This is a genomic window from Tardiphaga sp. 37S4 (assembly GCF_021044645.1).
Taxonomy (GTDB): domain Bacteria; phylum Pseudomonadota; class Alphaproteobacteria; order Rhizobiales; family Xanthobacteraceae; genus Tardiphaga; species Tardiphaga robiniae.
On sequence record NZ_CP088008.1, the window covers coordinates 4651395 to 4676067 of the forward strand.

The window sequence follows — 24673 nt, forward strand, 5'->3', positions numbered from 1 at the left end:
AGCGTTGCCAGCACCTCTTGCAGTCTGTATCCGGACAGGGTGACCGCCCCCGGCGGAACGAATCGTCCCATTTCGCCGCCGAGTTCCCTGATCATGCCCAGCCTGTTCCGCTTTTTGACGGTCGTCGCGGTGATCGTCGGCGTGGTCTATGGCGTGATTTTCGCGCTGGCCAATTTCGTCAACCCGAAGCCGCGCGACATGACGGTCACCATCCAGCCGGACAAGTTTCTCAAGAAATAGCTGCGCGCAGCAGGCGCATGAAGAGCTGCATATCCTCCGCGAATTTCGGACCGGCTCCCTCCGCGAGCTTGATGCCATCGATCGCGGCGACAATGACTCCCGCGACGTCGGCGGGTCTGGCTTGCAATGAGCCGAGATTAATCATGCCCGCGGTCTCGGCATCGCTCAGCGCCTGCGCCAGCAGAGCGACCAGTCGGGCCCGCGCGGCGAGCGTGATGTCTTTGGCCAGAGCTATGTTGACGTCAAACAGTTCAATGGCGTCGGCGCTGCCCGCGAAAGGGGCGATCAATTCGCGCTGAAACACAGCCATCGCCGTCTCCATGCGACCGAACACGTCGCCAGCGCCTGAGAGTGCCGCCTCGACATCGCGCATGGTCCGCGCATGGGCACGCGTCGAGCCCGCCCGAAACAGATCTTCCTTGCTGTTGAAGCTCAGATAGAGCGACGCCCGGGAAATTCCCGCGGCGCGCGCGATATCGGCCATGGACGCCTTGCGGAAACCGTGGCGGACGAACACCGGGAGTGCGGCATCCAGAATGTGATCGGTTTTGGCATCTCGTTCGCTCATTCAGACAGATTGACAGTTCGTGTCCAAAGCGTCAAAAGACAATTAGACAATAATAGTCCAATTGTCCAATTCACGCATTCCACATGGGACAGGAGCGAACATGCATTCGGAATCGGTCGGCAATCGAGAGACCATTGTTCTTGTCACGGGCATCGGCGGCTTTCTGGGCGGACATATCGCCCGGCAGTTGCTGGCCAAGGGCTACGCCGTCCGCGGTAGCGTTCGTCGCATGAGCGGCTGCGACCGGATCGCGAAGCAGATCTGTGCGACGCCAACCGACTCGCACTCGCTCAGTTTCGTCGAAGCCGACCTCTGCTCCGACATCGGATGGGATGCCGCCGTCACAGGCTGCAGCTATGTGATCCACACGGCATCGCCGTTTCCGGCAGGCCTTCCGAAGGATGAAAATGAACTGATCCAACCAGCGCGGGACGGCGCGTTACGGGTACTACGTGCCGCGCACCGCGCAGGCGTGACGCGGGTGGTGCTGACGTCCTCAATCGCGGCCACCAATCACGGCGGTGGCAAGGCGCCGTATACGGAAGACAACTGGACCGATCCGACGGGCAAGCGAGCAACGCCCTACTATAAATCCAAGACGCTGGCCGAACGGGCGGCATGGGCCTTTGCTGCGGAAACCGGACTGGATCTCGCGGTCATCAATCCCGGCATCATTTTCGGACCTCTGCTAGGTCCGAGTTACGGCACGTCAATCGGGCTGGTTCAGCAGATGATGAGCGGCAAGCTCAAACGTGTGCCGCGCTTCGGCATCGCGGTGGTCGATGTCCGCGATGTGGCTGACGCGCATATCAAGGCGATGACCCATCCGGATGCGTCAGGTCAGCGCTTCATCGCTGCCGGGCAGTTTCTATGGATGCGCGACATGGCTGCCGTACTGGCGCAGTCATTTCCGAATTATGCGCCGGCTCTGCCCTCGGGCGAGGTGCCAAACTGGATGATCAAAGCAATGGCGCCGTTCAGCGCACGCTCGCGCATGATCGTCCACGAACTCGACGTCGATCTGAGTGTCAGTGCCGCGAAGGCGCAGCGAATGCTGGATTGGCAACCAAGGTCCGCCGACGAGGCCATTCGCGCCAGTGCACAAAGCCTGATCGACCACGGCCTGCTCGCGACCTCCTGAATTCCCACACCTCACAACAACGGAACCAGCCTATGACCTCATCCATCATCGATCCGAAAGAGCATCCGGAAGCGGAAGCCATCCAAGGTATCGAACGCGCGCGGCTTCGTGCGCTTGTCAGCGCCGACATGGCAGCGGCCGAGCCGCTGCACGCCGCAGACTTCCAGCTGATCACGCCGATCGGCGCGGCACTGTCAAAAGCCGAATATCTTGGTGCCGTTGCAGGTGGCCACATCAAGTACCTGACATGGACGCCCGGTGACATTGCCGTGCGGCTGTATGGCATGAGTGCCGTGATCCGCTATCGCGCCCGCATTGAGGTGGTTTTCGGGGGCCACAAGGTCCCGCCAGGCGACTATTGGCACACCGATGCTTATGAAATGCGTGACCGGCAGTGGATGGTGGTCTGGTCGCAGGCCACATCGATCACACAGCTTGCCTGATCTTTGTGGATCTGCATTCGCTCCGGGTTGCTGCAGCCAGTGAAAACCGCTGCTGCAGCCCGGATCATGGGTTATGATGGCACATGACCACTTCCTCAGACGCCAAGCTCTCCAATCTGTTCCTCGACATGCTCGCCGCCGAACAAGGTGCTGGCGTCAATACACTGGACGCCTATCGCCGCGACCTCGAAGATTTCTCCGAATTCGCCACCGGAGCGAAATCCAGTTTCATGGCAGCCGACACCCAGTTACTGCGCGACTATCTCGAAGACCTGGACGAGCGCGGCTTCAAATCGACCACCGCGGCGCGGCGGCTGTCCGCCATACGGCATCTGTTTCGCTTTCTGCTCAGCGAAAAAATCCGCACCGACGACCCGGCCGCCATCCTGTCGGGCCCGAAGCGTGGCCGCAGCCTGCCCAAGGTACTGTCGATCGCAGACGTCGACCGCATGCTGGTGCAGGCGCGGGCGCAGGCACAGAATACCGAAGCCTCAGCGCAACAGCGGCTGCGCGACGCCAGGCTCTATTGTCTGCTCGAAGTGCTCTACGCCACCGGGCTTCGCGTCTCCGAGCTGGTCTCGCTACCGCTCACCGCGGCGCGCCGCGATGCCCGCATGATCGTGGTGCGCGGCAAGGGCAACAAGGAGCGGCTGGTGCCGCTCAACGAAACCGCCAAACAGGCGATGGCCGAATATCTCGCTGCGATGGCCGAGTTGCAGAAGTCTCAACCAAAAAAGAGCGCCGCCTCGAAATGGCTGTTTCCGTCTTTTGGCGAGAGCGGCCACCTGACCCGGCAGCATTTCGCGCGCGACCTGAAAGAACTTGCCGCAGCATCCGGCATTGCGCCGCGGCTGGTGTCGCCACACGTGCTGCGTCACGCCTTTGCCAGCCATCTGCTGCATAACGGCGCCGATCTTCGCATCGTGCAGACGCTGCTCGGCCATACCGATATTTCGACCACACAGATCTACACCCATGTGGTGGAAGAGCGGCTCAAGAGCCTGGTCCGCGACCTGCATCCGCTCGCGGAAAAATAGCGCTCAACGCGAGTGCGGCTCGGCCTCGCCAAGATGATCCGTCTCATCGTCGCGCCGCATCCCGGAGGTCGGCACCAGCACCGGCTGCAACGCCGGAATCAGCCGCGTGCGTTCGCGCTTGGCGGGGATCGCGCGATAGACCTGTTTGGTGGCCTCGACGATATGCACGCCGGCAAACGGCATCGACAGCGCCGCACCGATTCGCTCCCAGGCCATTGCCGAGCGCAGAAACCAGCCCATGCCCACCGGCGGCATGAACAGCGCCTCACTCCACGCCGTCGGCGTAAACCAGGTCTGTCGCAGCAACTGCGTGATTTGCGAGCGCGAATAGGGGCGGCCGTGACCGAACGGCGTCGAGTCGGTACGGGTCCAGACGCCCCGGCGATTCGGAATCACCGCCATCAACCGGCCGGACGGCGCGAGCACGCGCCAAACCTCGCGGAGCAGACCTTCGGGATCGTCGGACATTTCCAGGGCGTGCACCAGGATGATGCGATCGACGGCGGCATCCGGCAGCGGCAGCGAGAATTCGTCGACCAGTGTAGCCAGCGCGGGCTTTGCCGTCGGCCATTTCAGCACCCCCTGCGCCGCCGGCATGAAGGCGATGCACCGTTCGGAATTCTCCCGGAAAAGGCCGAGATACGGTGTGGGGTACCCCAGACCGAGCACACGCTGGCCTTCGGCATCCGGCCAATGCGCCTGAATACCGCGATTGATTAGCCGCCGCGCCACGATACCGAGGCGGCGCGAATAGAAATCCCGGAGATCGATCACATCGATGGTCATGATGACTTTCTAACACGTTGCGGCGGCCCACGATCCCCCGAATCGCGCATTGCCGGGGCAGTGTTAACGCCAGATATCCAGACCATCGCGGGTGGTGAGTTGCACCAATTGACAAGCCCGGCCCGGCTGCGGCCTAGTCGAAGAAACAGGCGCCGCGACGTCGTTGCAGGAGAGACAAAAATGCTGTCACGCCGAGGTCAAACGATCACAAGGACGGCGGCGACGGCTGCGGGTCTGGCCGTGGCAGCACTCGCGCCATTCTCCGCCGAGGCCAATCCGGCGACGGTCGATTACATCTGCACCCCCGCACTGCCGGGCGGCAACAAGATCTCCGTCGATTACAATTCAGGCGGCAAGTCGATCACCCTGTTCTATCCTAATGACGAAACGCTCCGCATGCCGATCCAGAGATCCGGCTCGGGCTTCCGCTACGGCGAAGGCAATGTCGGGATTGCCGGCAAGGGCCAGACCACCATCACGCTGCAGATTGCCGGCCAGCCCGCGCGCCAATGTGTGACACCGCGCTGACCGTCATGCATCGCCCATATTCATCCCCATCAATTTGCCGCACGTATGTGCGAGCGCATCACGACGTGATCCAACGGAGTTACCATGGCTGCTGAAATTCGCGTCTTCCCCTGCCTGTCCGACAATTTCGGCTACTTGATACATGATCCACAGAGCCTGAAGACCGCCGCCATCGATGCGCCGGAGGCCGGTCCGATCATGAAGGTGCTGCAGCGCGAAGGCTGGAAGCTCACGGATATTCTGGTGACTCATCACCACGCCGACCATGTCGGCGGCATCTCTGAGCTGAAGAAGACCTATGGCTGCAAGGTCATAGCGCCCCACGATCAGGGCACGGCAATTCCTGAAGTCGACGTCCGCGTCGCCGAAGGCGATACCGTGCAGGTCGGCGCGCTCACCGCACGGGTGTTCGAGACCCCCGGCCATACGCTCGACCATATCTGCTACGTGTTCGACAGCGAGCTGGCGCTGTTCTCGGCCGATACGCTGTTTTCCGGCGGCTGCGGCCGGGTATTCGAAGGCACCTATCCGATGATGTGGCAATCGCTGAAGAAGCTGCGCACACTGCCCGACGACTACCGGGTCTATTGCGGCCACGAATACACCGCGGCCAACGTTAAGTTCTGCCTCGGCATCGACGCCAACAACGAAGCGTTGAAGAATCGCGCCGACGAAGTGGCGCAGCTGCGCGCTGTCGGCAAACCAACCATCCCGGTGCTGCTCGGGCTTGAGAAGAAGACCAACGTGTTTCTGCGCGCCGACGATCCGGCCATCGCCGCCGCGGTCCGCCTCAAGGGATTCAGCGAGGACGACGTTTTCGGCGAACTCCGTGAACGCAAGAACAAGTCCTGATGACAGGCAAGACGCCAACTGCAGCCGAGATCATCGCAACGCTCGGCCTGCAGCCGCATCCCGAAGGCGGCCACTACCGCGAGACGTTTCGCGACAGTCGCGTAGATGCCGGCGGGCGGGCGGCTTCGACGGCGATCTACTTCCTGCTGGCATCAGACGAACGCTCGCACTGGCATCGCATCGATGCCGTCGAGATCTGGCACTATCATGCGGGCGCTCCGCTTGCGCTGGAAATCGCCAGCGACGTCGGCCAGCGCACGATCACGCTCGGGCCGGACGTCGCCGCTGGACAAGAGCCACAAGGCATTGTCCCACCGCATGCTTGGCAGACCGCCTCCACCACTGGCGACTGGACACTGGTCGGCTGCACCGTGGCACCCGGTTTCGATTTCGCGACGTTTGAGTTGGCCCCGAAGGGCTGGAAGCCCGACTAGCTCGGCTTCCAGATCATATCCTTCGCTGCGATCAATGCTGCCGCGACAGCAACATTCGCGCTCGCCCGCGCGAAGCCGGCCAGAATCAGGAACGCCGTCGATAGCAGCGGCGTCGCATAGGAGGCGGCACCGAGCGCGATGATCGCCGCCCATGCCAGCGGGCTCGATGGCCATACGCGTCCTCCGTAAAGCGATGTACGGCGAAGGCCAGAAACGCGACGTTGGCGCAATTGCGCACATCCTTCGAGACGCCCGCAAGGGCGGGCTCCTCAGGATGAGGTCCGAGCTTCAAGGCCCGTTACGCGTGATACTGCCCGCCATTGATGGTCATGGTCGAGCCAGTGAAGAAGCCGGACTCGTCTGCGGCCAGGAACACCACGGCGCGCGCGATTTCCTCGGGCTCGCCGAGGCGATTGACCGGGATCTGCGGCAGGATGTTCTTCTCGAGCACGTCCTTCGGCACCGCCTGCACCATTTCGGTGTTGATGTAGCCGGGGCAGATCACATTCACCGTGATACCAAGCTTGGCATTCTCCAGCGCCAGCGCCTTGGTGAAGCCGATGTCGCCAGCTTTGGCCGCGGAATAGTTGACCTGACCGAACTGCCCCTTCTGCCCGTTGATCGATGAAATGTTGATGACACGTCCGAACTTGCGCGAGCGCATGCCTTCGATCACCTGACGCGTGACATTGAACAGCGAGCCGAGATTGGTGTTGACCACCTTGTTCCACTGATCGGGCGTCATTTTGTGGAACGCGCCGTCCATCGTGATGCCGGCATTGTTGACCAGCACATCGACCGGTCCGAGTTCGGCCTCGACCTTCTTCACACCCTCGGCGCTGGCCTCGAAGGAACTGACGTCCCATTTGAAAACGGGAATACCGGTCTCGCTTCTGAATTTCTCGGCGGCCGTATCGTTGCCGGCATAGCTCGCCGCGACCTTGTAGCCCGCAGTCTTCAACGCCTTGCTGATCGCGGCGCCTATCCCTCGTGTTCCCCCGGTCACCAATGCAACGCGCGCCATGATCGATCCCTCCACCAATCTCTTTTGTAGTTATAGCTTCGAATTAATCTGGCGATACGCTGAACATCAAGCAGAATTGGACCATCAAGCGAAAATGCCCGACGCAAAGCGCCGGGCATTTTGTTGTAGCAGTGTGTGCAGTGCACGCGCGAGCTGATGTTTTCAGCACGCAGCGCGTAAGGATTAGTCGCGTGCAATGCACATCGCGATGCCCATGCCGCCGCCGATACACAGCGTGGCAAGGCCCTTCTTCGCGTCGCGCTTTTCCATCTCGTGCAACAGCGTAACGAGAACACGCGCACCGGATGCACCCACCGGATGACCGATCGCGATCGCGCCACCGTTGACGTTAACCTTCGACGTATCCCAGCCGAGATCCTTGTTCACGGCGCAAGCCTGCGCAGCAAAAGCTTCATTGGCTTCGATCAGGTCGAGATCGTTGATGGTCCAGCCGGCCTTCTTCAGCGCAGCGCGCGATGCCGGGATCGGGCCAGTGCCCATGATCTTCGGATCAACGCCGGCCTGGCCCCACGACACGATGCGGGCGAGCGGCTTGAGGCCTTCCTTGGCGGCCTGCTTGGCGGTCATCAGCACCACGGCGGCAGCGCCGTCATTGATGCCCGATGCACTGCCGGCGGTGACGGTACCGTCCTTCTCGAAGGCCGGGCGCAGCTTGGCCATGGCCTCGATGGTGGCGCCGTGGCGCGGATATTCGTCATCGCTGACGATGACGTCGCCCTTGCGGCCCTTGATGGTGACCGGAACGATCTCGTCCTTGAACTTGCCGGCCTTCTGCGCAGCTTCCGCTTTCTGCTGCGATGCAACAGCGAACTCGTCCTGCTGCTGGCGCGTGATCTGGTACTGCTTTGCCACGTTCTCGGCGGTGTTACCCATGTGATAGCCGTTGAAGGCATCCCACAGACCGTCCTTGATCATGGTGTCGACGAATTCCACCGGACCCATCTTCACGCCACCGCGCAGATATTGCGCATGCGGGGCCATGCTCATGGATTCCTGACCGCCGGCAACGACGATTTCCGAATCACCATTGAGCAACGCCTGATAGCCGAGCGCGACCGTGCGCAGGCCGGAGCCGCACAGCATGTTGACGCCCCAGGCCGAAGTTTCCACCGGCAGGCCGGCGGCAATCGAGGCCTGACGCGCGGGGTTCTGGCCCTGCGCAGCAGTGAGGATCTGTCCCATGATGACTTCGGAGACGCGGGCCGGATCGATCTTGCCGCGCTCAAGCGCCGCCTTGATGGCAATGGCGCCGAGATCATGCGCCGGCATGGTCGCGAAAGCGCCGTTGAAGCTGCCGACGGGTGTGCGGGCAGCGCTGACGATGACGACATCGTCTGACATGGACATCTCCTGTTGTTGAGGTTTTTTCGACGGTCAGAGCCAGGATGGCGGGGGCCGCGTTGCAAACTATCCTGTTAACTGAGGGTTGGACTGTCAATTGGCCAGACGCCAAATTACGGCCGCAACGCACGCAAAATGGCACGGATGTCGCTTTGCATAGCACAAGACTGCTGCCATTTTAACCGTGACGCACAAAACGGTAGCCGAGCCCCTTTGAAAGTGCTTACTTTATTGCATTGCGTTGTTCGACAACCTTATGGCGCGCTGCCGTAAGGTTCCCTGTCCTCGGTCCGTATGTGTGAGCCCCCATGGCGAAATCAGATCAACCCACGACAATCAAAAAATATGCGAACCGCCGGCTTTATAATACCGGAACAAGCACTTACGTGACGCTTGAAGATCTCGCTGCGATGGTAAAGGACGGCGAGGATTTTCTCGTCTATGACGCCAAGACCGGCGACGATATTACCCGCTCGGTGCTGGCCCAGATCATCTTCGAACAGGAAAACAAGGCTGGCCAGAATCTCCTGCCAACCACTTTCCTGCGCCAGTTGATCCGCTTCTATGGCGACAGCATGCAGATGGTGGTGCCGAAGTATCTCGAGCAGTCCATCGACAGCCTGACGCGCGAGCAGGAGAAATTCCGCAAGCAGATGACGAACACGTTCAGCATGACGCCGTTCGCGCCACTTGAGGAAACCGTTCGTCGCAACATGGAATTGTTTCAGCAGACCTTCGCGATGTTCAAGCCGTTCGTGCCGCCGCGCGGCGGCGCTGCGTCGCCGGAGCCGGAAAAGGCGCCGGAGCCGACCGCTGAGCCTGCCGACACCATGGATGACCTGCGTCGCCAGATGAAGGAAATGCAGGAACGCCTCGAGCGCATGTCGCACGAGCCGAAGCCGGAATAGTTCACGGCTCACTTATCGGAAATCGGAATGACGCCGGCCGTGGCTACACCTACGGTCGGCGTTTCCATTTGATGAGCGCAACATCGCCATGGCGAAGCAACCCACCCCACTCACTCTCGACCGGCTCGACACCCCGATCGGCATCGCGCTGCTGGTGACGAACCACGGTGGCGCACTCTGCGCACTCGACTGGATCGATTACGAAGAGCGCTTGCTGACTTTGCTGCGTCGTTACTATGGGACGGTCGAACTGACCGAGAACTCGGCACCATCCGAGATCCGCAGTGCACTCTTACGCTATTTCGACGGCGACCTCGACCAGCTCGATGGCATCACCTGCCACATCCCCGGCACGCCGTTTCAGAACCGCATCTGGACGGCACTGCGAAAAATCCCTGCAGGCAGCACACTCAGCTACGGCACGCTGGCCGCGCAACTCGGCGTGCCCAATGCGATGCGCGCGGTCGGCCATGCCAATGGCGCCAATCCCCTGAGTGTCGTCGTGCCCTGCCACCGCCTGATCGGCGCCAACGGTTCGCTCACCGGCTATGGCGGCGGCATCGCGCGCAAACGCTGGCTGCTAGAGCATGAGGGTGTCGTGGTGGTGTCCTAAGCCGCCGGCTTCTCCGCGATATCGCCGTTTGCCAGCAGATGGATCAACGCGCGCTTGATCGCAGCCTGACGCGTCGGGGCATTGATCTGCGCTCCAAGCAAATCGGTGACGTAGAACACGTCTCGCGCGCGCTCGCCGAAGGTCGCGACATGCGCCGAAGCGATGTTGAGGTTGAGCTTCGAGATCGCCGTGGTCAGTTGATACAACAGACCCGGCCTGTCGAGGCCGGAGACCTCGATCACGGTGTAGCGATCTGACCACTGGTTGTTGACGATAACTTCCGGCTCCACCGTGAAGGCCCTGATCTTGCCCTTGGTCGAGGCGCGCTTGGCCACGGTTTCCGGCAGCCGCACCTTGCCTTCGAGCACGTCCTCGATCATGTCGCCGATCCGTGTTGCACGGCGGCCTTCGTCGTCATCGCGATCGTATTCCCGGGAGATCGCGATGGTGTCCAGCGCGCGGCCATCGGTCGTGGTGTAGATCTGCGCGTCGACGATGTTGGCGCCGGCTGCGGCGCATGCGCCGGCGATGATCGACAGCAACCAGGGATGGTCAACAGCGAGGATTGTCAGCTCGGTGACACCGCGGGCTTCATCGAAGCCGACATTGATGGCGAGCTTGTGCCCGGCCTCTTCCGATGCGCGCAGGAAGCGCGCGTGGCGGATCTTGCGGTCGAGCTCGACCTTGAGCCAGTAGGCCGGATAGTGCCGCAGAATATAGGCGTTGAGATCCTGCTCTGGCCACTCGGTGAAGGCACGGCGGAATTCGGCCTGCGCCGAGGCGATGCGCTGCGCGCGATTGACCTCGGAGAAACCACCGGTCAGCACCGGCTCGGTTTCGTAATACAGCGTCCGGATCAGCTGCGCCTTCCAGCCGTTCCAGACGCCGGGACCGACGCCGCGGATATCGGCGGTGGTGAGAATCGTCAGCAGCTTCATCTGCTCGACCGACTGCACGACGGCAGCGAAATTCTCGATGGTCTTGCTATCCGACAGGTCGCGCGACTGCGCCACCGTGGACATGGTCAGATGTTCCTCGATCAGCCATGCGACGAGGTCCGTGTCCGCAGCGTTGAATCCGAGCCGCGGGCATAGCCGCCGCGCCACCTTGGCGCCGGCGATGGAGTGATCCTCCGGACGCCCCTTGGCGATGTCATGCAGCAACACTGTGATATAGATCACCGCCCGATGTTCCGGGCGGATCTTACGCATCAGATCGCTGGCGACAACGAACTCGTCATTCCCGCCGCGCTCGATCTCCTGAAGGATGCCGACACACCGCAGCAGATGCTCATCCACCGTATAGTGATGATACATGTTGAACTGCATCATCGACACGATGCGGCCGAAGGCACGAATGAAATGACCGAGTACGCCGGTCTCGTTCATCCGCCGCAGCACGATCTCGGCGTTATCCGAGGTCAGTATCTCCATAAACAGCGCGTTGGCTTCGGCGTTCTCGCGGATCTCCGGCGTGATCAGCCGGAGCGAGCGCGTCGCGGTCCGCATCGCATCGGGATGGAAGGCCAGATTGTGCTTCTGCGCCAGTCGGAAGAATCGGATCAGATTGATCGGGTCTTCCTTGAACACGTCAGGCGCAGCAAGATTGATGCGGTTGTTGTCGATGATAAACGCATCGCTGTCCGGCAGCCGGCGGCGATGCATCTCGGGCCGCAGCTTGGCCATCATGCGCGTCAGCGCCGGCGCCGGCTTGGCCTGCTGGTCTTCGAGCTTGGCGCACAGGATCGCGGTGAGATCGCCGACTTCCTTGGCAATCAGGAAGTAGTGCTTCATGAAGCGCTCGACGTCCTGCATGCCGGGATGCGAGGTATAGCCGAGGCGGACCGCAATCTCGCGCTGCAGGTCGAACGACAGCCGCTCTTCCGGCCGTTTGGTCAGGAAGTGGATATTGCAGCGGACCGACCACAGGAAGTCTTCGCAACGCTTGAAGGTGCGGTATTCCTGCGGATCGAACACGCCCCGCGCCACCAGCTCCTTGCTGTCGCGCACCCGATAGACGTATTTCGCGATCCAGAACACAGTGTGCAGGTCGCGCAGGCCGCCCTTGCCGTCCTTGACGTTGGGCTCGACCAGATAGCGCGACTGGCCGCCGCGGCGATGGCGCTCCTCGCGTTCGGCGAGCTTGGCAGTGACGAATTCCGCGGCGGTGCCCTGCACCACTTCGGCATCGAAGCGCGTGACCAGTTCGTCGTAGAGAGCCTGATCGCCGGTGAGGAAGCGCGTTTCCAGGATCGCGGTGCGGATCGTCATGTCGCCGCGCGCCTGGCGGATCGATTCATCCACCGAACGCGTAGCGTGGCCGACCTTCAGGCCCATGTCCCACAGGCAATACAGAATGACTTCGGCGACCTGCTCGCCCCAGGCGGTCTGCTTGTAGGGCAGGATGAACAGCAGATCGATGTCGGATTCCGGCGCCATCAGCCCACGGCCATAGCCACCGGTGGAGACCACCGCCATCCGTTCGGCACCAGACGGGATTGGCGAATGATACAGATGCTTCGTCGCCGCGGCGAACAGCATGCGGATGATTTCATCCTGCACCTGGCAGAGCTGCTCGGCACAGCGTCGGCCGTGGCGGTCCTTCAGCAACACGGCCTCGGCGGCTTCACTGGCCTTGAGCAGTTCCGCCTTCAGCAGCTTGGCGACCGCGGCACGAAACAAATCGTTCTTGCCGCGATGCTGCGCTGCAAGCGCATCGATCTCGGCGGTAATCCGCGTCGTGTCGAAGTCGGTTTCGGTTGTCGGTCTGTCTTGTGTAGCAACGCTGTCCATGAACAACCCGGATATCGGACGGCGCAAGCGCTGTCACGGTGATTGTAGCCCCACAGCTAGTCCATGCTGCCTTTTGCGCAATCCGGGCAACAACGTTCTCGCGGCGGTGACCTTGGCGCATCATATCTTCTCGTTGACGAAACGCCATAACTAATTGAAATTAAAGCACGTTTTCGCACAGAGAGCGACCCCAGCATGGTGCCATGACGCCCGCAGGATGCAAGTCGCCTTCGAACCTCACGTTTCGACAGTCCACCAGGGAGAGACCAGAATGTTCACGATGTCACGGCGCGCTGTCGCCGGTCTGATTGCTGCGGCTGCACTGCTGCCCGGAGCTAGCTTCGCCGCCGAACCGCTCAAGGAAATCCGGCTCGACTGGGCGACCTACAATCCGGTCTCGATCATCCTCAAGCAGAACGGCCTCTTGGAGAAGGAATTCGCCAAGGACGGCGTGAAGATCACTTGGGTACAGTCGGCCGGCTCCAACAAGGCGCTCGAATTCCTCAATGCGGGGTCCATCGATTTCGGCTCGACCGCGGGCTCCGCTGCGCTGGTGGCGAAGATCAACGGCAACCCGATCAAGTCGGTCTACGTCTATTCGCGTCCGGAATGGACGGCGCTGGTAACCGGCAAAGATTCCAAGATCGCCTCCGTCGCCGATCTCAAGGGCAAGCGCGTCGCGGTGACCCGCGGCACCGATCCCCACATCTTCCTGGTCCGCGCTTTGCTCGGCGCCGGCCTCACCGACAAGGACATCACGCCAGTTCTGCTGCAGCATGCCGACGGCAAGGCTGCGCTGATCCGCGGCGACGTCGATGCATGGGCCGGACTCGACCCGATGATGGCGCAGGCCGAGGTCGAGGACGGCGCCAAGCTGTTCTTCCGCAAGCCGGACGCCAACACCTGGGGCATCCTCAATGTGCGCGAGCAATTTCTGAAGGACTATCCGGATGCCGCGCGCCGCGTGCTCGCCGTCTATGAAGACGCCCGGAAATATTCGCTGGAGAACTATCCCGAGCTGAAGAAGGCGTTCATCGGCGTGACCAAACTGCCCGACGCCGTCGTCGACAAGCAGCTCAAGGAACGCACCGAGCTGACCCACAGCCGCATTGGCGCACCGCAGCGCGAGTCCATCCTCGCCGCCGGTCTCGCGTTGCAGCAAGCCGGCGTCATCGACGCCAAGGTCGATGTGAAGGCTACGGTGGATGCACTGATCGACGATCAGGTGCCGCTGCCAAAGAGCTGACGCTCTAACTTCCCCTCTCCCCCAGCGCAGCAAAGCTGCGCGCCGCGGGAGAGGGTGCCTGAGCGCAGCGAAGGCGGGAGAGGGTTCTTTCTTCCGCGAAGCGCCCCCTCTCCCGTCTCGAACCCGCTTCGCGTGTTCGATCCACCCTCTCCCACCTGACGCAGCTTCGCTGCGCCCGGGGGCGAGGGGAAGAAAGCAAGGCGCTGCTTGCAATCACCGACGAGACGCAATCTCCTATGACCATGACGCTGGAAACACCCGCGCTTGAACATTCCGATGCGATCGACAGTGCCGCACCGAATCGCCGCTGGCAGCGTTTCGCGCGGCCGGCGCTGGGCGTCGTACTGCCGCTGACACTCGCGCTGGCATGGGAGCTCGCGGTGTGGTCCGGCTGGTCGAACGGCCGCCTGGTGCCGCCGCCATCGCGCGTCTTTGCCACCATCATGGAGCTCGCCCGAAGCGGCGAACTCTGGCGCCATATCACCACGACGCTGTCGCGCGTTGCCGCCGGCTTCGGCCTCGGTGTCGTCGCCGGCACGCTGCTCGGCGCTATCTCCGGCTATTGGGGAATCGCGCGGCGACTGCTCGATCCCACCGTTCAGGCGCTGCGCGCCATCCCATCGATCGCCTGGGTGCCGCTATTCATCCTGTGGCTCGGCATTTTCGAGACCTCGAAGGTCGCGCTGATTGCCGTCGGCGTGTTCTTTCCGGTCTATCTCGGCGTGATGGGCGCGATCCTCTCGGTCGATCGCAAGATCGTCGAGGTCGGTCGTACCTTCCGCCTCTCTGGCCCCGCCATGATCCGCCGCATCCTGCTGCCAGCGGTGCTGCCGGCCTATGTTGTTGCACTTCGCGTTGGCCTCGGGCTCGGCTGGATGTTCGTGGTTGCCGCCGAATTCATGGGCGCCTCCGAAGGGCTCGGCTATCTCCTGATCGACGGCCAGCAGCTCGGCAAGCCCGCGCAGATCCTCGCCGCCATCACCATTTTCGCATTGCTCGGCAAGACCACCGACTGGCTGATCGAATTGATCACCACGCCACTGCTGCGCTGGCAGGATGCGTTCCGTCCGGGCGGAGAGACCTGATGCTCGCACTCGACAAGGTCGGCAAGACCTATCCCAACGGCGTCCATGCGCTGGAGCGCTTCACCGCGCAAATCCCGCAGGGCGAAATCGTCGCCATCATCGGTGGCTCCGGCTGCGGAAAATCGACACTGCTGCGCGCCGTTGCGGGGCTCGATCGCGCTTCGACCGGCAGCATCCGCATCGACAATATCAATATCAGCGCGCCGCACGAGAAGATCGGCATCATCTTTCAGGAACCGCGGTTGCTGCCGTGGCTCAGCGTCGCCGACAATATCGACTTCGGCCTGTCCGAGCTTCCTGTCGCCGCACGCCGCGAGAAAGTCGCGCAGGCCCTGGCGCGCGTCGGCCTGTCGGATAAAGCCAAGGCATGGCCGCGCGAACTATCCGGTGGACAGGCGCAGCGCGTGGCCATTGCCCGCGCATTGGTACCGCAGCCGGAGGTGCTGTTGCTGGATGAACCGTTCTCCGCGCTCGACGCCTTCACGCGCCGCGATCTGCAGGATCATCTGCTCGATCTCTGGGCCGACACACGCCCGACGCTGATCCTTGTCACCCATGATGTCGACGAAGCCGTGGTGCTGGCAGACCGCGTGCTGGTGATGCGGCCGCGTCCGGGTCGGCTGTTCGCCGAGATCGATGTCGGCCTTGCCCGCCCGCGCGACCGCGCATCGCCACTGTTCGACGCCGTGAAGCGCCGCGTGCTCACCGCACTGGATCGATCGCTGGATCGTGACGTGCCCGATAGCGCACCTGCCGAGACTGTCGGCGCGTGGTGGTGACAACATCGTCGCAGGCGAATAAAAGCTGCAACTAACAAAATCTCAGGGAGAGATATTCATGGACGCCGCCGCGCTTCGCGCCACCCAGGCCCCCATCAAGGAACTTTACAAGACCGATCCCAAGGCCGCCTTCATCACGCTGAAGGCCAAGGGCTCGATCGACAATGACGGCATCGCCTGCAAGGTCGAGACAGGCCGGCAAATCGCTGCCGCCGGCCTGCATCCAGCAACGGGCGGCTCCGGGCTTGAACTCTGTTCCGGCGATATGCTGCTGGAAGCACTCGTTGCCTGCGCCGGCGTGACGCTGAAGTCGGTGGCCACCGCCGTCGAAATTCCGCTGAAGTCCGGCAATGTGACAGCGGAGGGCGATCTCGATTTCCGCGGCACGCTCGGCGTCGACAAGGAAGCCCCGGTCGGCTTTGCCGAAATCCGCCTGCGCTTCGATGTCGACACCGACGCGCCGCAGGACAAGCTCGATCTGCTGCTGAAGCTGACCGAGCGTTATTGCGTGGTCTACCAGACCATCAAGCATGGCCCGAAGGTTTCGGTGTCCCTCAACAGGGTGTAAGCAGGCCGGACGACTCCCACCAAGGAAAGAGGAGGCCAAGCACCTCCTCTCGTCAGGCTGCCATGTCTCCCGAACTTGCCTTCCTCCTGACGCTCACTTTGCGCATGGCGATCACCGCCGCCTTCGTGATCACGGCCTCCATCATCACCGAACGATCCGGCCCGGTGATCGGCGCGTTGGTAGCGACGCTGCCGATCTCGGCGGGACCGTCCTACGTCTTTCTCGCGCTCGATCATGACGCCGCCTTCATCGCGCAAGGTGCATTGGCCAGCCTGCCGATCAATGGCGCGACGATGTTTCTCGGATTGACTTACGTGCTGCTGGCGCAACGCCACAACGTGATCGTCAGCCTCGGCGCCGCTGTGCTGGTGTGGTTCGCCCTCGCCCTGCTGGTGCGGCAGTTCGAATGGACTTTGCTTGGCGGCATCGCGGCCAATGTCGTGGCCTTCGGCATCTGCCTGCCGCTGATGGCGCGGTTTCGCCATGCGAAGATGCCGCTCATCACCCGGCGCTGGTACGACATCCCGCTGCGTGCCGCTCTCGTCGCGACGTTGGTTGCCACCGTGGTGACGCTGTCCTCGACCATCGGCCCGACCGGCAGCGGCATTCTCGCACTTTATCCCGTGGTCTTCACCAGCCTGATGCTGATCCTGCATCCGCGGATCGGTGGCCCGCCCACCGCCGCCGTGATCGCCAATGGTGGCTGGGGCCTGATGGGTTTCGGTATCGCGGTGGCCGTGATGCATGTCACCGCCACGCGCTTCGGCTCGGTGGTCGCCCTGAGCCTCGCGCTGGCGACTTGCGTGGTGTGGAATCTCGGCCTGTGGTCGTGGGGACGCAGGCGCGCGCGCTTCATTTGAAACGCCGTCATGACCGGGCTTGTCCCGGCCATCCACGTCTGTCTTCGCCGATCGAAGGCGTGGATGCCCGGCACAAGGCCGGGCATGACGATAGAGAATGTTACTTCGGCAGTTTCGCCTTCAGCGCATAGAGCGCATCCAGCGCCTCCCTTGGCGACATCTCGTCGGGATGCAGCGCCTTCACGGCGTCCATCAGCAATTCCGCCTCCGACGGAGGAGCCGCCTCGACCGGTGCACGCGCTGTGATCGCGAACAGCGGCAGGTCATCCATCAGCGCCTTGGCGCTCTGGCCGCGATCCTGCGCTTCAAGCTTGGCCAGCACCGACTTCGCGCGCGCGATCACCGCCGGCGGCAGGCCCGCGAGCTTGGCCACCTGGATGCCATAGGAGCGATCCGCCGAGCCCGGCAGCACCTCGTGCAGGAACACCACGTCGCCATGCCATTCCTTGACCCGCACCGTGGCATTGAACAGCCGTGCCAGTTTAGCGGAGAGCGCCGTGAGCTCGTGATAATGGGTCGCGAACAATGCGCGGCAGCGGTTGCTTTCGTGCAGATGCTCTATCGCGGCCCAGGCGATCGACAGACCGTCGAAGGTCGCCGTGCCGCGGCCGATTTCGTCGAGAATTACCAGCGCGCGTTCGGTGGCCTGATTGAGGATGACGGCGGTCTCGACCATCTCGACCATGAAGGTCGAACGACCGCGCGCGAGATCATCCGCAGCGCCGACGCGCGAAAAGAGCCTGTCGACAATGCCGATGCGGGCGCGCGAGGCCGGCACGAAACTGCCTATTTGCGCGAGCAGCGCGATCAATGCGTTCTGGCGCAGGAAGGTCGATTTACCGGCCATGTTCGGACCAGTGATCAGCCAGATCTGGCCGGACTTCTGCCCCGGCCCGGGCGACAGATCGCTGGCATTGGCGATGAACGGCTGGCCGTCGCGGCGCAGCGCCTGTTCGACCACCGGATGCCGGCCGCCCTCGATGGCGAAGAGCAGCGAATTGTCGACTTCGGGGCGGACATAATTGTCGTCGACCGCCAGTTTCGCCAACGCGGTCGCCACATCCAGCAGTGCGAAGGCATGGGCGGCAGCGCGCAGATCTTCCGACGCCTCGGCGACCATCGCCGACAGCCGTTCGAAGATTTCGAGCTCTAACCCAAGCGCACGGTCGCCGGCATTGGCGATCTTGGCCTCGATCTCGCCGAGTTCGGACGTGGTAAAGCGCACCTGCCCTGCCAGTGTCTGGCGATGGATGAAGGTCGCGTTCAGCGGGGCCTGCATCAACTTGTCGCCATGCTGCGCGGTGACTTCGACGAAATAGCCGAGCACATTGTTGTGACGGATCTTGAGGCCCTTCACGCCGGTGTCATCGGCATAGCGCGCCTGCATCGCGGCGACCACGAGACGCGAGGCATCGCGCAAATTGCGGGTCTCGTCGAGCGCAGCTTCGAAGCCTTCGCGGACAAAACCACCATCGCGCTTCAGCAGCGGCAGGTCGTCGGCCAGTGCGCGGGCGAAGGTCGCCGCGAGCTCACGTGACGGACGGCGCAGGCCGGCCATGGCAGCCGTGATATCCGCTGGCAGATTGTCGATGACGCCGAGACGATCAAGCACCTGATCGGCGGCAAGCACACCATCACGCAGACAGGCGAGATCGCGCGGACCGCCGCGACCGACCGAAAGCCGCGCCAGTGCGCGCGACATATCAGGCGCGGTCTTCAGGGCCGAGCGCAGATCGTCGCGCAGCCCGCTGTCCGATACGAAACTCGCGACGGCATCGAGCCGGCGGCCGATGGCCACTTCATCCGTGAGCGGCGCGGCCAGCCGTTGCGCCAGCAGCCGCGACCCAGCCGCGGTCACGGTGCAGTCGATCGCATCCAGCAGCGAGCCCTTGCGCTCGCCTGATAGCGTGCGCGTCAGTTCGAGATTGGCGCGGGTCGCCGGATCGATGGCCATGGTGGTGCCGACCGCTTCGTGGGTCGGCGGCGACAGCGGCACGCGTTTGCCGACTTGCGTGCGCTCGACATAGGTGACGCACGCCGCTGCAGCGGTCGCTTCCAGCCGCGACATGGCGCTGAGGCCGTCCATGGTGGCGACGGCAAAGTAATCGCACAGCCGGCGTTCGGCGGTGGCACCATCGAACACGTCACGGGTCAGCGGCGTCACCGCCGGCAATTCGCGCAGCAGCTGGCTGAGATCCGGATCGCTGTAGAGCGCATCCGTAACCAGCACCTCGTTCGGATTGATCCGCGCCAGCGTCGCGCCGAGTTCGCCTGTCGCACATTCGGTGACAATGAATTCGGCAGTCGAAATATCGATCCAGGCCAGACCGATGCGATCCGCACCGCTTGAGCCCTTGCTGCGCGCAATCGCCAGCAGATAATTATTGGCCCGCGCGTCGAGCAGGTTTTCTTCGGTCAGCGTGCCCGGCGTAACCACGCGCACGACGTCGCGGCGAACCACGCTCTTGCCGCCGCGCTTCTTCGCCTCGGCCGGATCCTCCATCTGTTCGCAGACGGCGACACGGATGCCGAGCGAGATCAGGCGGTGCAGATAATCATCGGCGCGAACCACCGGCACGCCGCACATCGGGATATCCATGCCCTGATGCTTGCCGCGCTTGGTCAGCACGATGCCGAGCGAGCGCGAGGCAAGCTCAGCGTCCTCGAAGAAGATCTCGTAGAAATCGCCCATCCGGTAGAACAGCAAGAGGCCGGGATTGGCGGCCTTGATCTCAAGGTACTGTTCCATCATGGGAGACACTTTTGCGGTGTCATCCACACGGGGAGCGGGTTCTGGGGCGGTAATGGGCTGCTGGATCGTCATGGCGGCGGACGCTAGCAAATTTTGCTCCGCCGATCCCACCCGCGGCTGTCGCAAACCGTAGTTTTCCCCACCGCGGCGAGACAGTTGACAAGTCAACTGCGATTTCATATCCGCAGTTCTCAAGGGAATTCTTTGAATTCCCAGGGACAACGCTGCCATCCAGCAGCGGCATTTGACCGGGTCAGCGGGGGTTCTTAAAACCACCGCGAAAATCCGGCAATCGAGCGCGGATGCAGTCTCCAGGGAGAGAATTGATGAGCGATGTCTTCATTTGCGACGCCGTCCGCACCCCCATCGGCCGTTTCGGCGGCTCCCTTGCCAAAGTTCGCGCCGACGACCTCGCCGCCGCCCCCATTAAAGCCCTGATGGACCGCAATCCCGGTGTGGATTGGGCTGTCGTCGAGGAAGTCTATTTCGGCTGCGCCAACCAGGCCGGTGAAGACAACCGCAACGTCGCCCGCATGGCCGCGCTGCTGGCCGGCCTGCCGGATTCCGTTCCCGGCGCCACACTGAACCGTCTTTGCGCCTCCGGCCTCGATGCCGTTGGCGCCGGCGCCCGTGCCATCCGCGCCGGTGAAATCGATTTCGCCATTGCCGGCGGCGTCGAATCCATGACCCGTGCGCCATTCGTGCAGGGCAAGGCCACCGAAGCCTTCTCCCGTTCGGCGGAAATCTTCGACACCACCATCGGCTGGCGCTTCATCAACCCGCTGATGAAGGAAAAATACGGCGTCGACGCTATGCCTGAGACCGGCGAAAACGTCGCGCAGGATTTCCAGATCTCGCGCGCCGACCAGGATGCCTTTGCGATCCGCTCGCAGCAGAACGCCGGCAAGGCGATCGCTTCGGGCTATTTCGCCGAAGAAATCATCCCGGTGATGGTGCCCGGCGGCAAGGCCGGCCCGATCGCCGTCGACAAGGACGAGCATCCGCGCCCCGAAACCACGCTGGAAGGCCTCGCCAAGCTGCGCCCGATCGTCCGCAAGGACGGCACGGTCACCGCGGGCAACGCCTCGGGCGTCAATGACGGTGCCTGCGCCATGATCCTCGCCTCGGGTGCTGCGGTCGAGAAGCACGGCCTCAAGGCCCGCGCCCGCATTCTCGGCCTCGCCTCGGGCGGCGTCGCGCCGCGCATCATGGGCATCGGCCCGGTGCCTGCGACCAAGAAGCTGATGGAACGCCTTGGTCTGAAGATCAGCGACTTCGACCTGATCGAGCTCAACGAGGCCTTCGCATCGCAGGGTATCGCCGTACTGCGCCAGCTTGGCGTCAAGGAAGATGCTGATTTCGTCAACCCACACGGCGGCGCGATCGCGCTCGGCCACCCGCTCGGCATGAGCGGCGCGCGCCTGGCGATGACGGCGGTGCACGGCATGGAGAAGCGCGGCGGCAAGCTCGCGCTCGCCACCATGTGCGTCGGCGTCGGTCAGGGCGTCGCCATGGCGATCGAGAAGCTGAACTAAAAAACTACGTCCACAAGCAAGCCGCCGCGGGATCCGCGGCGGCCAAAGGGGAAACCAGCATGACGCTAATCTATCCCGTCGAGAGCAATGCGGCGCACGCGCCGCGCCTCTCACCCGGCTACAAGAGCACCATCAAGCGCGCGCCGCAGAAGCAGCGCATCCTGATGCCGCACACGCTGTCGGAAACGACAGGACCGGTCTATGGCCACGAGACGGTACGACCCGGCGATCATGACCTCACCACCATGCATGCGGGCGAGCCGCTCGGCGAACGCATCATCGTGCACGGCACGGTGATGGACGAGGACGGCCGCGGCGTGCCGAACACGCTGGTCGAACTCTGGCAGGCCAATGCCTGCGGACGTTACGTGCATGTCTGGGACCAACACCCCGCGCCGCTCGATCCGAACTTCACCGGCGCCGGCCGCACCGTCACCGACGCCGCGGGCAACTACAAGTTCGTCACTATCAAGCCCGGCGCCTATCCGTGGGGCAATCACCATAATGCCTGGCGCCCTGCGCATATCCACTTCTCGGTGTTCGGCCACTCCTTCGTCTCGCGCCTCGTGACGCAGATGTATTTCCCGAACGATCCGCTGTTTCCGTTCGACCCGATCTTCAACTCGGTCACCGACGAAAAGGCGCGCCTGCGCATGGTGTCGGATTTCGACCTCGACGTCACCGAGCCTGGCTGGGCGCTGGCCTATCGCTTCAACATCGTACTGCGTGGTCGCAACGCCACTCCGACGGAGAATCACTGATGCCCGGAATTACCCCGTCGCAGACCGTCGGTCCGTTCTATGCCTACGGCCTGACACCGAACGGCAAATACGCCTGGAACGACGCCTTCACCAACAACCTGCTGACGCCTGATGTCACCGGCGACAAGATCCGCATCGAAGGCGTGATCTATGACGGCGATGGCAAGGTTGTGCCCGATGCCGTGCTGGAAATCTGGCAGGCCGACGCGCAGGGCCGCTTCGCCGATCCGCAGGATACCCGCGGGCTGCCGAATTCGAGCTTCAGGGGTTTCGGCCGCTCCGGCACCACCGATGCCGGCGAATATTCGTTCGACACTGTAAAGCCCGGCGCCGTGCCCGGCCATGATGGCAAGCCGCAGGCCCCACATATCGTGATGGCCGTGTTTGGCCGCGGCATGACCATGCAGTCGATGACGCGTATCTATTTCGAGGACGAAGCCGCGACGGCTGATGATGCGGTGATGAACCTCGTCCCGGCCGACCGCCGCGCGACGATCATCGCGAAGAAGACGGCCCTTGGCGTGTATCGGTTTGATATCCACCTGCAAGGCGCCAACGAGACGGTGTTCTTCGACGTGTGATGTCTCTCTTATCCCTCCCCCAAAGCGGCGCAGCCGCGCAGGTGGGGAGGGTGGATCGACCGCGAAGCGGTCGAGACGGGTGGGGAGCCACACACGGCGTCCTCGCTTGGGGAGAGACCCCACCCCGGCCTATCGGCCGACCCTCCCCACTGCGTCCAGCTTCGCTGGACTTGAGGGAGGAAAACCATCAGCGTCTCCGCTTCAATTACTCCATCACCGCCGGATGCTCGTCCGCACCCGGCTTCGCCGCTTGCGCGCGCAAGGTCGCCTTGGACGAGCCGATGATCAGCGCCATCGGAATCGCACAGAGCGTCACCAGCATCACCATCTGATAATCCAGCCCGAAGGCGATGATCGTGGCCTGCAGCGTGACGATGGCGTCCATCATGGCGCGGCCGCTGTCGGTGGCGAGGTTGATCGCGCTGGTCACATTGGGCATCTGCAGCGCATTGCTGAACGGCGTGATGTGCTCGACCAGCACCGCATGGGCCATACGGGTGTTTGAGGTGAGCTGCGCGATCACGATGGAGATGCCGATCGAACTCGCGACATTGCGCAGCAGCGTGAGCATCGAGGTGCCGTCGGTGCGCAGATGATTTGGCAGCGTCAGGAACGCCACGGTGGACAGCGGCACGAAGACGAGACCAAGGCCAAATCCCTGCGCGATGGAGACGATCACGATCTCCGGCACGCCGGTCTGGTCGGTCCACATCGACGTAAAGAACAGCGACACCGACATCAGTGCCATTCCCACCATGATCAGTGTACGCGCCTCGACATATTTCATGATGCGCCCGACCAGCATCATCGCCACGAAGGTGCCGGAGCCGCGCGTCGCCAGTAATAGCCCCGCCGTGAGGATCGGATAGCCGATCACGTTCTGCAGATAGGGCGACGACAGTGCCATGGTCGAATACAGCACCAGCCCCATGACGGCCATGAACACGCAGCCGCCGACAAAATTCTTGTCCTTGAAGATGGCGAACTGGATGAACGGCTTCGAGGTCGTGAAGGAATGCGCGAAGAAATAATAGAAGCCGATGATCGAAACGATCGCCTCGATGACGATTTCATTGGATTCGAGCCACCCGAGCTGCTCGCCGCGGTCAAGTGCGAGCTGCATCGCACCGATACCGATGGCCAGCGCGCCGAAACCGAACCAGTCGAATTTCAGGTCTGCATTGGTCTTGGTCTCGTCCATGAAGGCCAGCAGGCCAAACACCGTGACGATGCCGAAGGGCAGATTGACGAAGAACACCCAGTGCCAGGAGTAAGTTTCAGTCAGCCAGGCGCCCAATGAAGGCCCCATGATCGGGCCGAGCATCACGCCCATGCCCCAGATCGACATCGCCTTGGCGCGCTCATGCAGCGCGTAGCTGTCGAGCATCACCGCCTGCGACAGCGGCACGAGTGCCGCGCCGAAAACGCCCTGCAACAGGCGAAAGCCGACCATCTGGTTGATGTCCTGCGCGAGGCCGCACAGCACCGAGGCGACCGTGAAGCCCGCCGAACAGACGATGAGGATCTTCTTGCGGCCGAACCGGTTGGCGATCCAGCCGACGGGCGCGGTCATGATAGCCGCGGCGACGATATAGGAGGTCAGCACCCAGTTGACCTGATCCTGCGACGCCGACAGCGTGCCCTGCATGTAGGGCAGGGCCACATTGGCGATGGTGGTGTCGAGCGCCTGCATGATGGTCGCGGTCATGGCGCAGATCGTCACCATATTCCGGCGAAAGCCGGGGACCGCACTGGGAGATGGCGCCGACGTGCTCATG

24 protein-coding genes and 1 pseudogene are annotated in these 24673 nt (G+C 62.8%); 17 read left to right on the forward strand and 8 right to left on the reverse strand.

Annotation, left to right across the window (positions count from 1 at the left end):
* Positions 1-93 precede the first annotated feature (93 nt).
* Positions 94-240 (forward strand): histidine kinase, encoded by a 147-nt coding sequence (locus LPB73_RS22120; RefSeq protein ID WP_089262632.1) that lies wholly within the window; start codon positions 94-96, stop codon positions 238-240.
* On the opposite strand, the gene LPB73_RS22125 is transcribed toward LPB73_RS22120, so the two are convergent.
* Positions 230-808, reverse strand: coding sequence for a TetR/AcrR family transcriptional regulator (locus LPB73_RS22125; protein ID WP_231078194.1), 579 nt, complete (start codon positions 806-808; stop codon positions 230-232). The genes LPB73_RS22120 and LPB73_RS22125 overlap by 11 nt on opposite strands.
* A 100-nt stretch (positions 809-908) precedes the next feature.
* Between LPB73_RS22125 and LPB73_RS22130 the strand changes: the two genes are divergently transcribed.
* The 3 genes from LPB73_RS22130 (at position 909) to xerD (ending at position 3429) form a co-directional block, all read left to right on the forward strand.
* Positions 909-1949 carry an NAD-dependent epimerase/dehydratase family protein gene (locus LPB73_RS22130; RefSeq protein ID WP_231078196.1) on the forward strand — a complete coding sequence of 347 codons (1041 nt, stop codon included), beginning with the start codon at positions 909-911 and terminating at the stop codon, positions 1947-1949.
* A gap of 32 nt (positions 1950-1981) precedes the next feature.
* A complete protein-coding gene (locus tag LPB73_RS22135) occupies positions 1982-2392 on the forward strand; it encodes a nuclear transport factor 2 family protein (RefSeq protein ID WP_231078198.1) in 411 nt (136 codons plus the stop codon).
* A gap of 83 nt (positions 2393-2475) precedes the next feature.
* Complete coding sequence (xerD, locus tag LPB73_RS22140; protein ID WP_231078199.1) at positions 2476-3429, forward strand: site-specific tyrosine recombinase XerD; 954 nt, start codon at positions 2476-2478, stop codon at positions 3427-3429.
* Between the two features lie 3 nt (positions 3430-3432).
* On the opposite strand, the gene LPB73_RS22145 is transcribed toward xerD, so the two are convergent.
* On the reverse strand, positions 3433-4215 hold the full coding sequence (locus LPB73_RS22145) for a class I SAM-dependent methyltransferase (RefSeq protein ID WP_089262642.1): 783 nt from the start codon (positions 4213-4215) through the stop codon (positions 3433-3435).
* Between the two features lie 180 nt (positions 4216-4395).
* On the opposite strand from LPB73_RS22145, the gene LPB73_RS22150 reads away from it, so the two are divergent.
* From LPB73_RS22150 to LPB73_RS22160, 3 genes are all read left to right on the forward strand, one after another.
* Positions 4396-4743 (forward strand): MliC family protein, encoded by a 348-nt coding sequence (locus LPB73_RS22150; protein ID WP_231078201.1) that lies wholly within the window; start codon positions 4396-4398, stop codon positions 4741-4743.
* An 84-nt stretch (positions 4744-4827) separates the two neighbouring features.
* Positions 4828-5595: a hydroxyacylglutathione hydrolase gene (gloB, locus tag LPB73_RS22155; protein ID WP_231078202.1), complete on the forward strand. Its 768-nt coding sequence runs from the start codon at positions 4828-4830 to the stop codon at positions 5593-5595.
* A complete protein-coding gene (locus tag LPB73_RS22160; RefSeq protein ID WP_231078204.1) occupies positions 5595-6029 on the forward strand; it encodes a cupin domain-containing protein in 435 nt (144 codons plus the stop codon). The genes gloB and LPB73_RS22160 overlap by 1 nt, the downstream gene beginning before the upstream one ends.
* Here the strand turns inward: LPB73_RS22160 and LPB73_RS22165 are convergent.
* The 3 genes and pseudogenes from LPB73_RS22165 to LPB73_RS22175 all read right to left on the reverse strand — a co-directional run.
* Positions 6026-6258: pseudogene (locus tag LPB73_RS22165) on the reverse strand (EamA family transporter); the annotation flags it as partial. The gene LPB73_RS22160 and the pseudogene LPB73_RS22165 sit on opposite strands and share 4 nt — an antisense overlap.
* Before the next feature lie 69 nt (positions 6259-6327).
* Complete coding sequence (gene phbB, locus LPB73_RS22170) at positions 6328-7053, reverse strand: acetoacetyl-CoA reductase (protein ID WP_231078205.1); 726 nt, start codon at positions 7051-7053, stop codon at positions 6328-6330.
* A gap of 183 nt (positions 7054-7236) precedes the next feature.
* On the reverse strand, positions 7237-8415 hold the full coding sequence (locus LPB73_RS22175; protein WP_089262650.1) for an acetyl-CoA C-acetyltransferase: 1179 nt from the start codon (positions 8413-8415) through the stop codon (positions 7237-7239).
* Positions 8416-8723: 308 nt separating this feature from the next.
* Here LPB73_RS22175 and phaR point away from each other — a divergent pair, with 308 nt between their 5' ends.
* Together phaR and LPB73_RS22185 are read left to right on the forward strand one after the other, a co-directional pair.
* Complete coding sequence (gene phaR, locus LPB73_RS22180) at positions 8724-9323, forward strand: polyhydroxyalkanoate synthesis repressor PhaR (protein ID WP_089262652.1); 600 nt, start codon at positions 8724-8726, stop codon at positions 9321-9323.
* Positions 9324-9411: 88 nt separating this feature from the next.
* Positions 9412-9936 carry a methylated-DNA--[protein]-cysteine S-methyltransferase gene (locus LPB73_RS22185; RefSeq protein WP_231078206.1) on the forward strand — a complete coding sequence of 175 codons (525 nt, stop codon included), beginning with the start codon at positions 9412-9414 and terminating at the stop codon, positions 9934-9936.
* On the opposite strand, the gene LPB73_RS22190 is transcribed toward LPB73_RS22185, so the two are convergent.
* On the reverse strand, positions 9933-12728 hold the full coding sequence (locus tag LPB73_RS22190; protein WP_120289092.1) for a [protein-PII] uridylyltransferase: 2796 nt from the start codon (positions 12726-12728) through the stop codon (positions 9933-9935). The genes LPB73_RS22185 and LPB73_RS22190 overlap by 4 nt on opposite strands.
* A gap of 271 nt (positions 12729-12999) precedes the next feature.
* On the opposite strand from LPB73_RS22190, the gene LPB73_RS22195 reads away from it, so the two are divergent.
* From LPB73_RS22195 to LPB73_RS22215, 5 genes are all read left to right on the forward strand, one after another.
* Complete coding sequence (locus tag LPB73_RS22195; RefSeq protein ID WP_231078207.1) at positions 13000-13974, forward strand: aliphatic sulfonate ABC transporter substrate-binding protein; 975 nt, start codon at positions 13000-13002, stop codon at positions 13972-13974.
* Positions 13975-14210: 236 nt separating this feature from the next.
* Positions 14211-15059 (forward strand): ABC transporter permease, encoded by an 849-nt coding sequence (locus LPB73_RS22200; protein ID WP_414716816.1) that lies wholly within the window; start codon positions 14211-14213, stop codon positions 15057-15059.
* Positions 15059-15838, forward strand: coding sequence for an ABC transporter ATP-binding protein (locus LPB73_RS22205; RefSeq protein ID WP_231078208.1), 780 nt, complete (start codon positions 15059-15061; stop codon positions 15836-15838). Before LPB73_RS22200 ends, LPB73_RS22205 begins: the two co-directional genes overlap by 1 nt.
* A gap of 58 nt (positions 15839-15896) precedes the next feature.
* Positions 15897-16406, forward strand: a complete 510-nt coding sequence (locus LPB73_RS22210) for an OsmC family protein (protein WP_089262662.1) — start codon at positions 15897-15899, stop codon at positions 16404-16406.
* A gap of 62 nt (positions 16407-16468) precedes the next feature.
* Complete coding sequence (locus LPB73_RS22215) at positions 16469-17266, forward strand: hypothetical protein (protein ID WP_231078209.1); 798 nt, start codon at positions 16469-16471, stop codon at positions 17264-17266.
* Between the two features lie 100 nt (positions 17267-17366).
* Here LPB73_RS22215 and mutS read toward each other — a convergent pair whose 3' ends face one another.
* Positions 17367-20090, reverse strand: a complete 2724-nt coding sequence (gene mutS, locus LPB73_RS22220; RefSeq protein ID WP_231081222.1) for a DNA mismatch repair protein MutS — start codon at positions 20088-20090, stop codon at positions 17367-17369.
* A gap of 254 nt (positions 20091-20344) precedes the next feature.
* Between mutS and pcaF the strand changes: the two genes are divergently transcribed.
* From pcaF to pcaG, 3 genes are read left to right on the forward strand one after another with little or no spacing between them, the layout of a single operon-like run.
* Positions 20345-21553: a 3-oxoadipyl-CoA thiolase gene (gene pcaF, locus LPB73_RS22225; RefSeq protein WP_231078210.1), complete on the forward strand. Its 1209-nt coding sequence runs from the start codon at positions 20345-20347 to the stop codon at positions 21551-21553.
* Positions 21554-21612: 59 nt separating this feature from the next.
* On the forward strand, positions 21613-22314 hold the full coding sequence (pcaH, locus tag LPB73_RS22230; protein WP_068732948.1) for a protocatechuate 3,4-dioxygenase subunit beta: 702 nt from the start codon (positions 21613-21615) through the stop codon (positions 22312-22314).
* Positions 22314-22895 carry a protocatechuate 3,4-dioxygenase subunit alpha gene (pcaG, locus tag LPB73_RS22235; protein WP_231078212.1) on the forward strand — a complete coding sequence of 194 codons (582 nt, stop codon included), beginning with the start codon at positions 22314-22316 and terminating at the stop codon, positions 22893-22895. The genes pcaH and pcaG overlap by 1 nt, the downstream gene beginning before the upstream one ends.
* A gap of 205 nt (positions 22896-23100) precedes the next feature.
* Here the strand turns inward: pcaG and LPB73_RS22240 are convergent, their stop codons facing one another.
* A complete protein-coding gene (locus LPB73_RS22240; RefSeq protein ID WP_231078213.1) occupies positions 23101-24672 on the reverse strand; it encodes a DHA2 family efflux MFS transporter permease subunit in 1572 nt (523 codons plus the stop codon).
* Between the last annotated feature and the right edge of the window lies 1 nt (position 24673).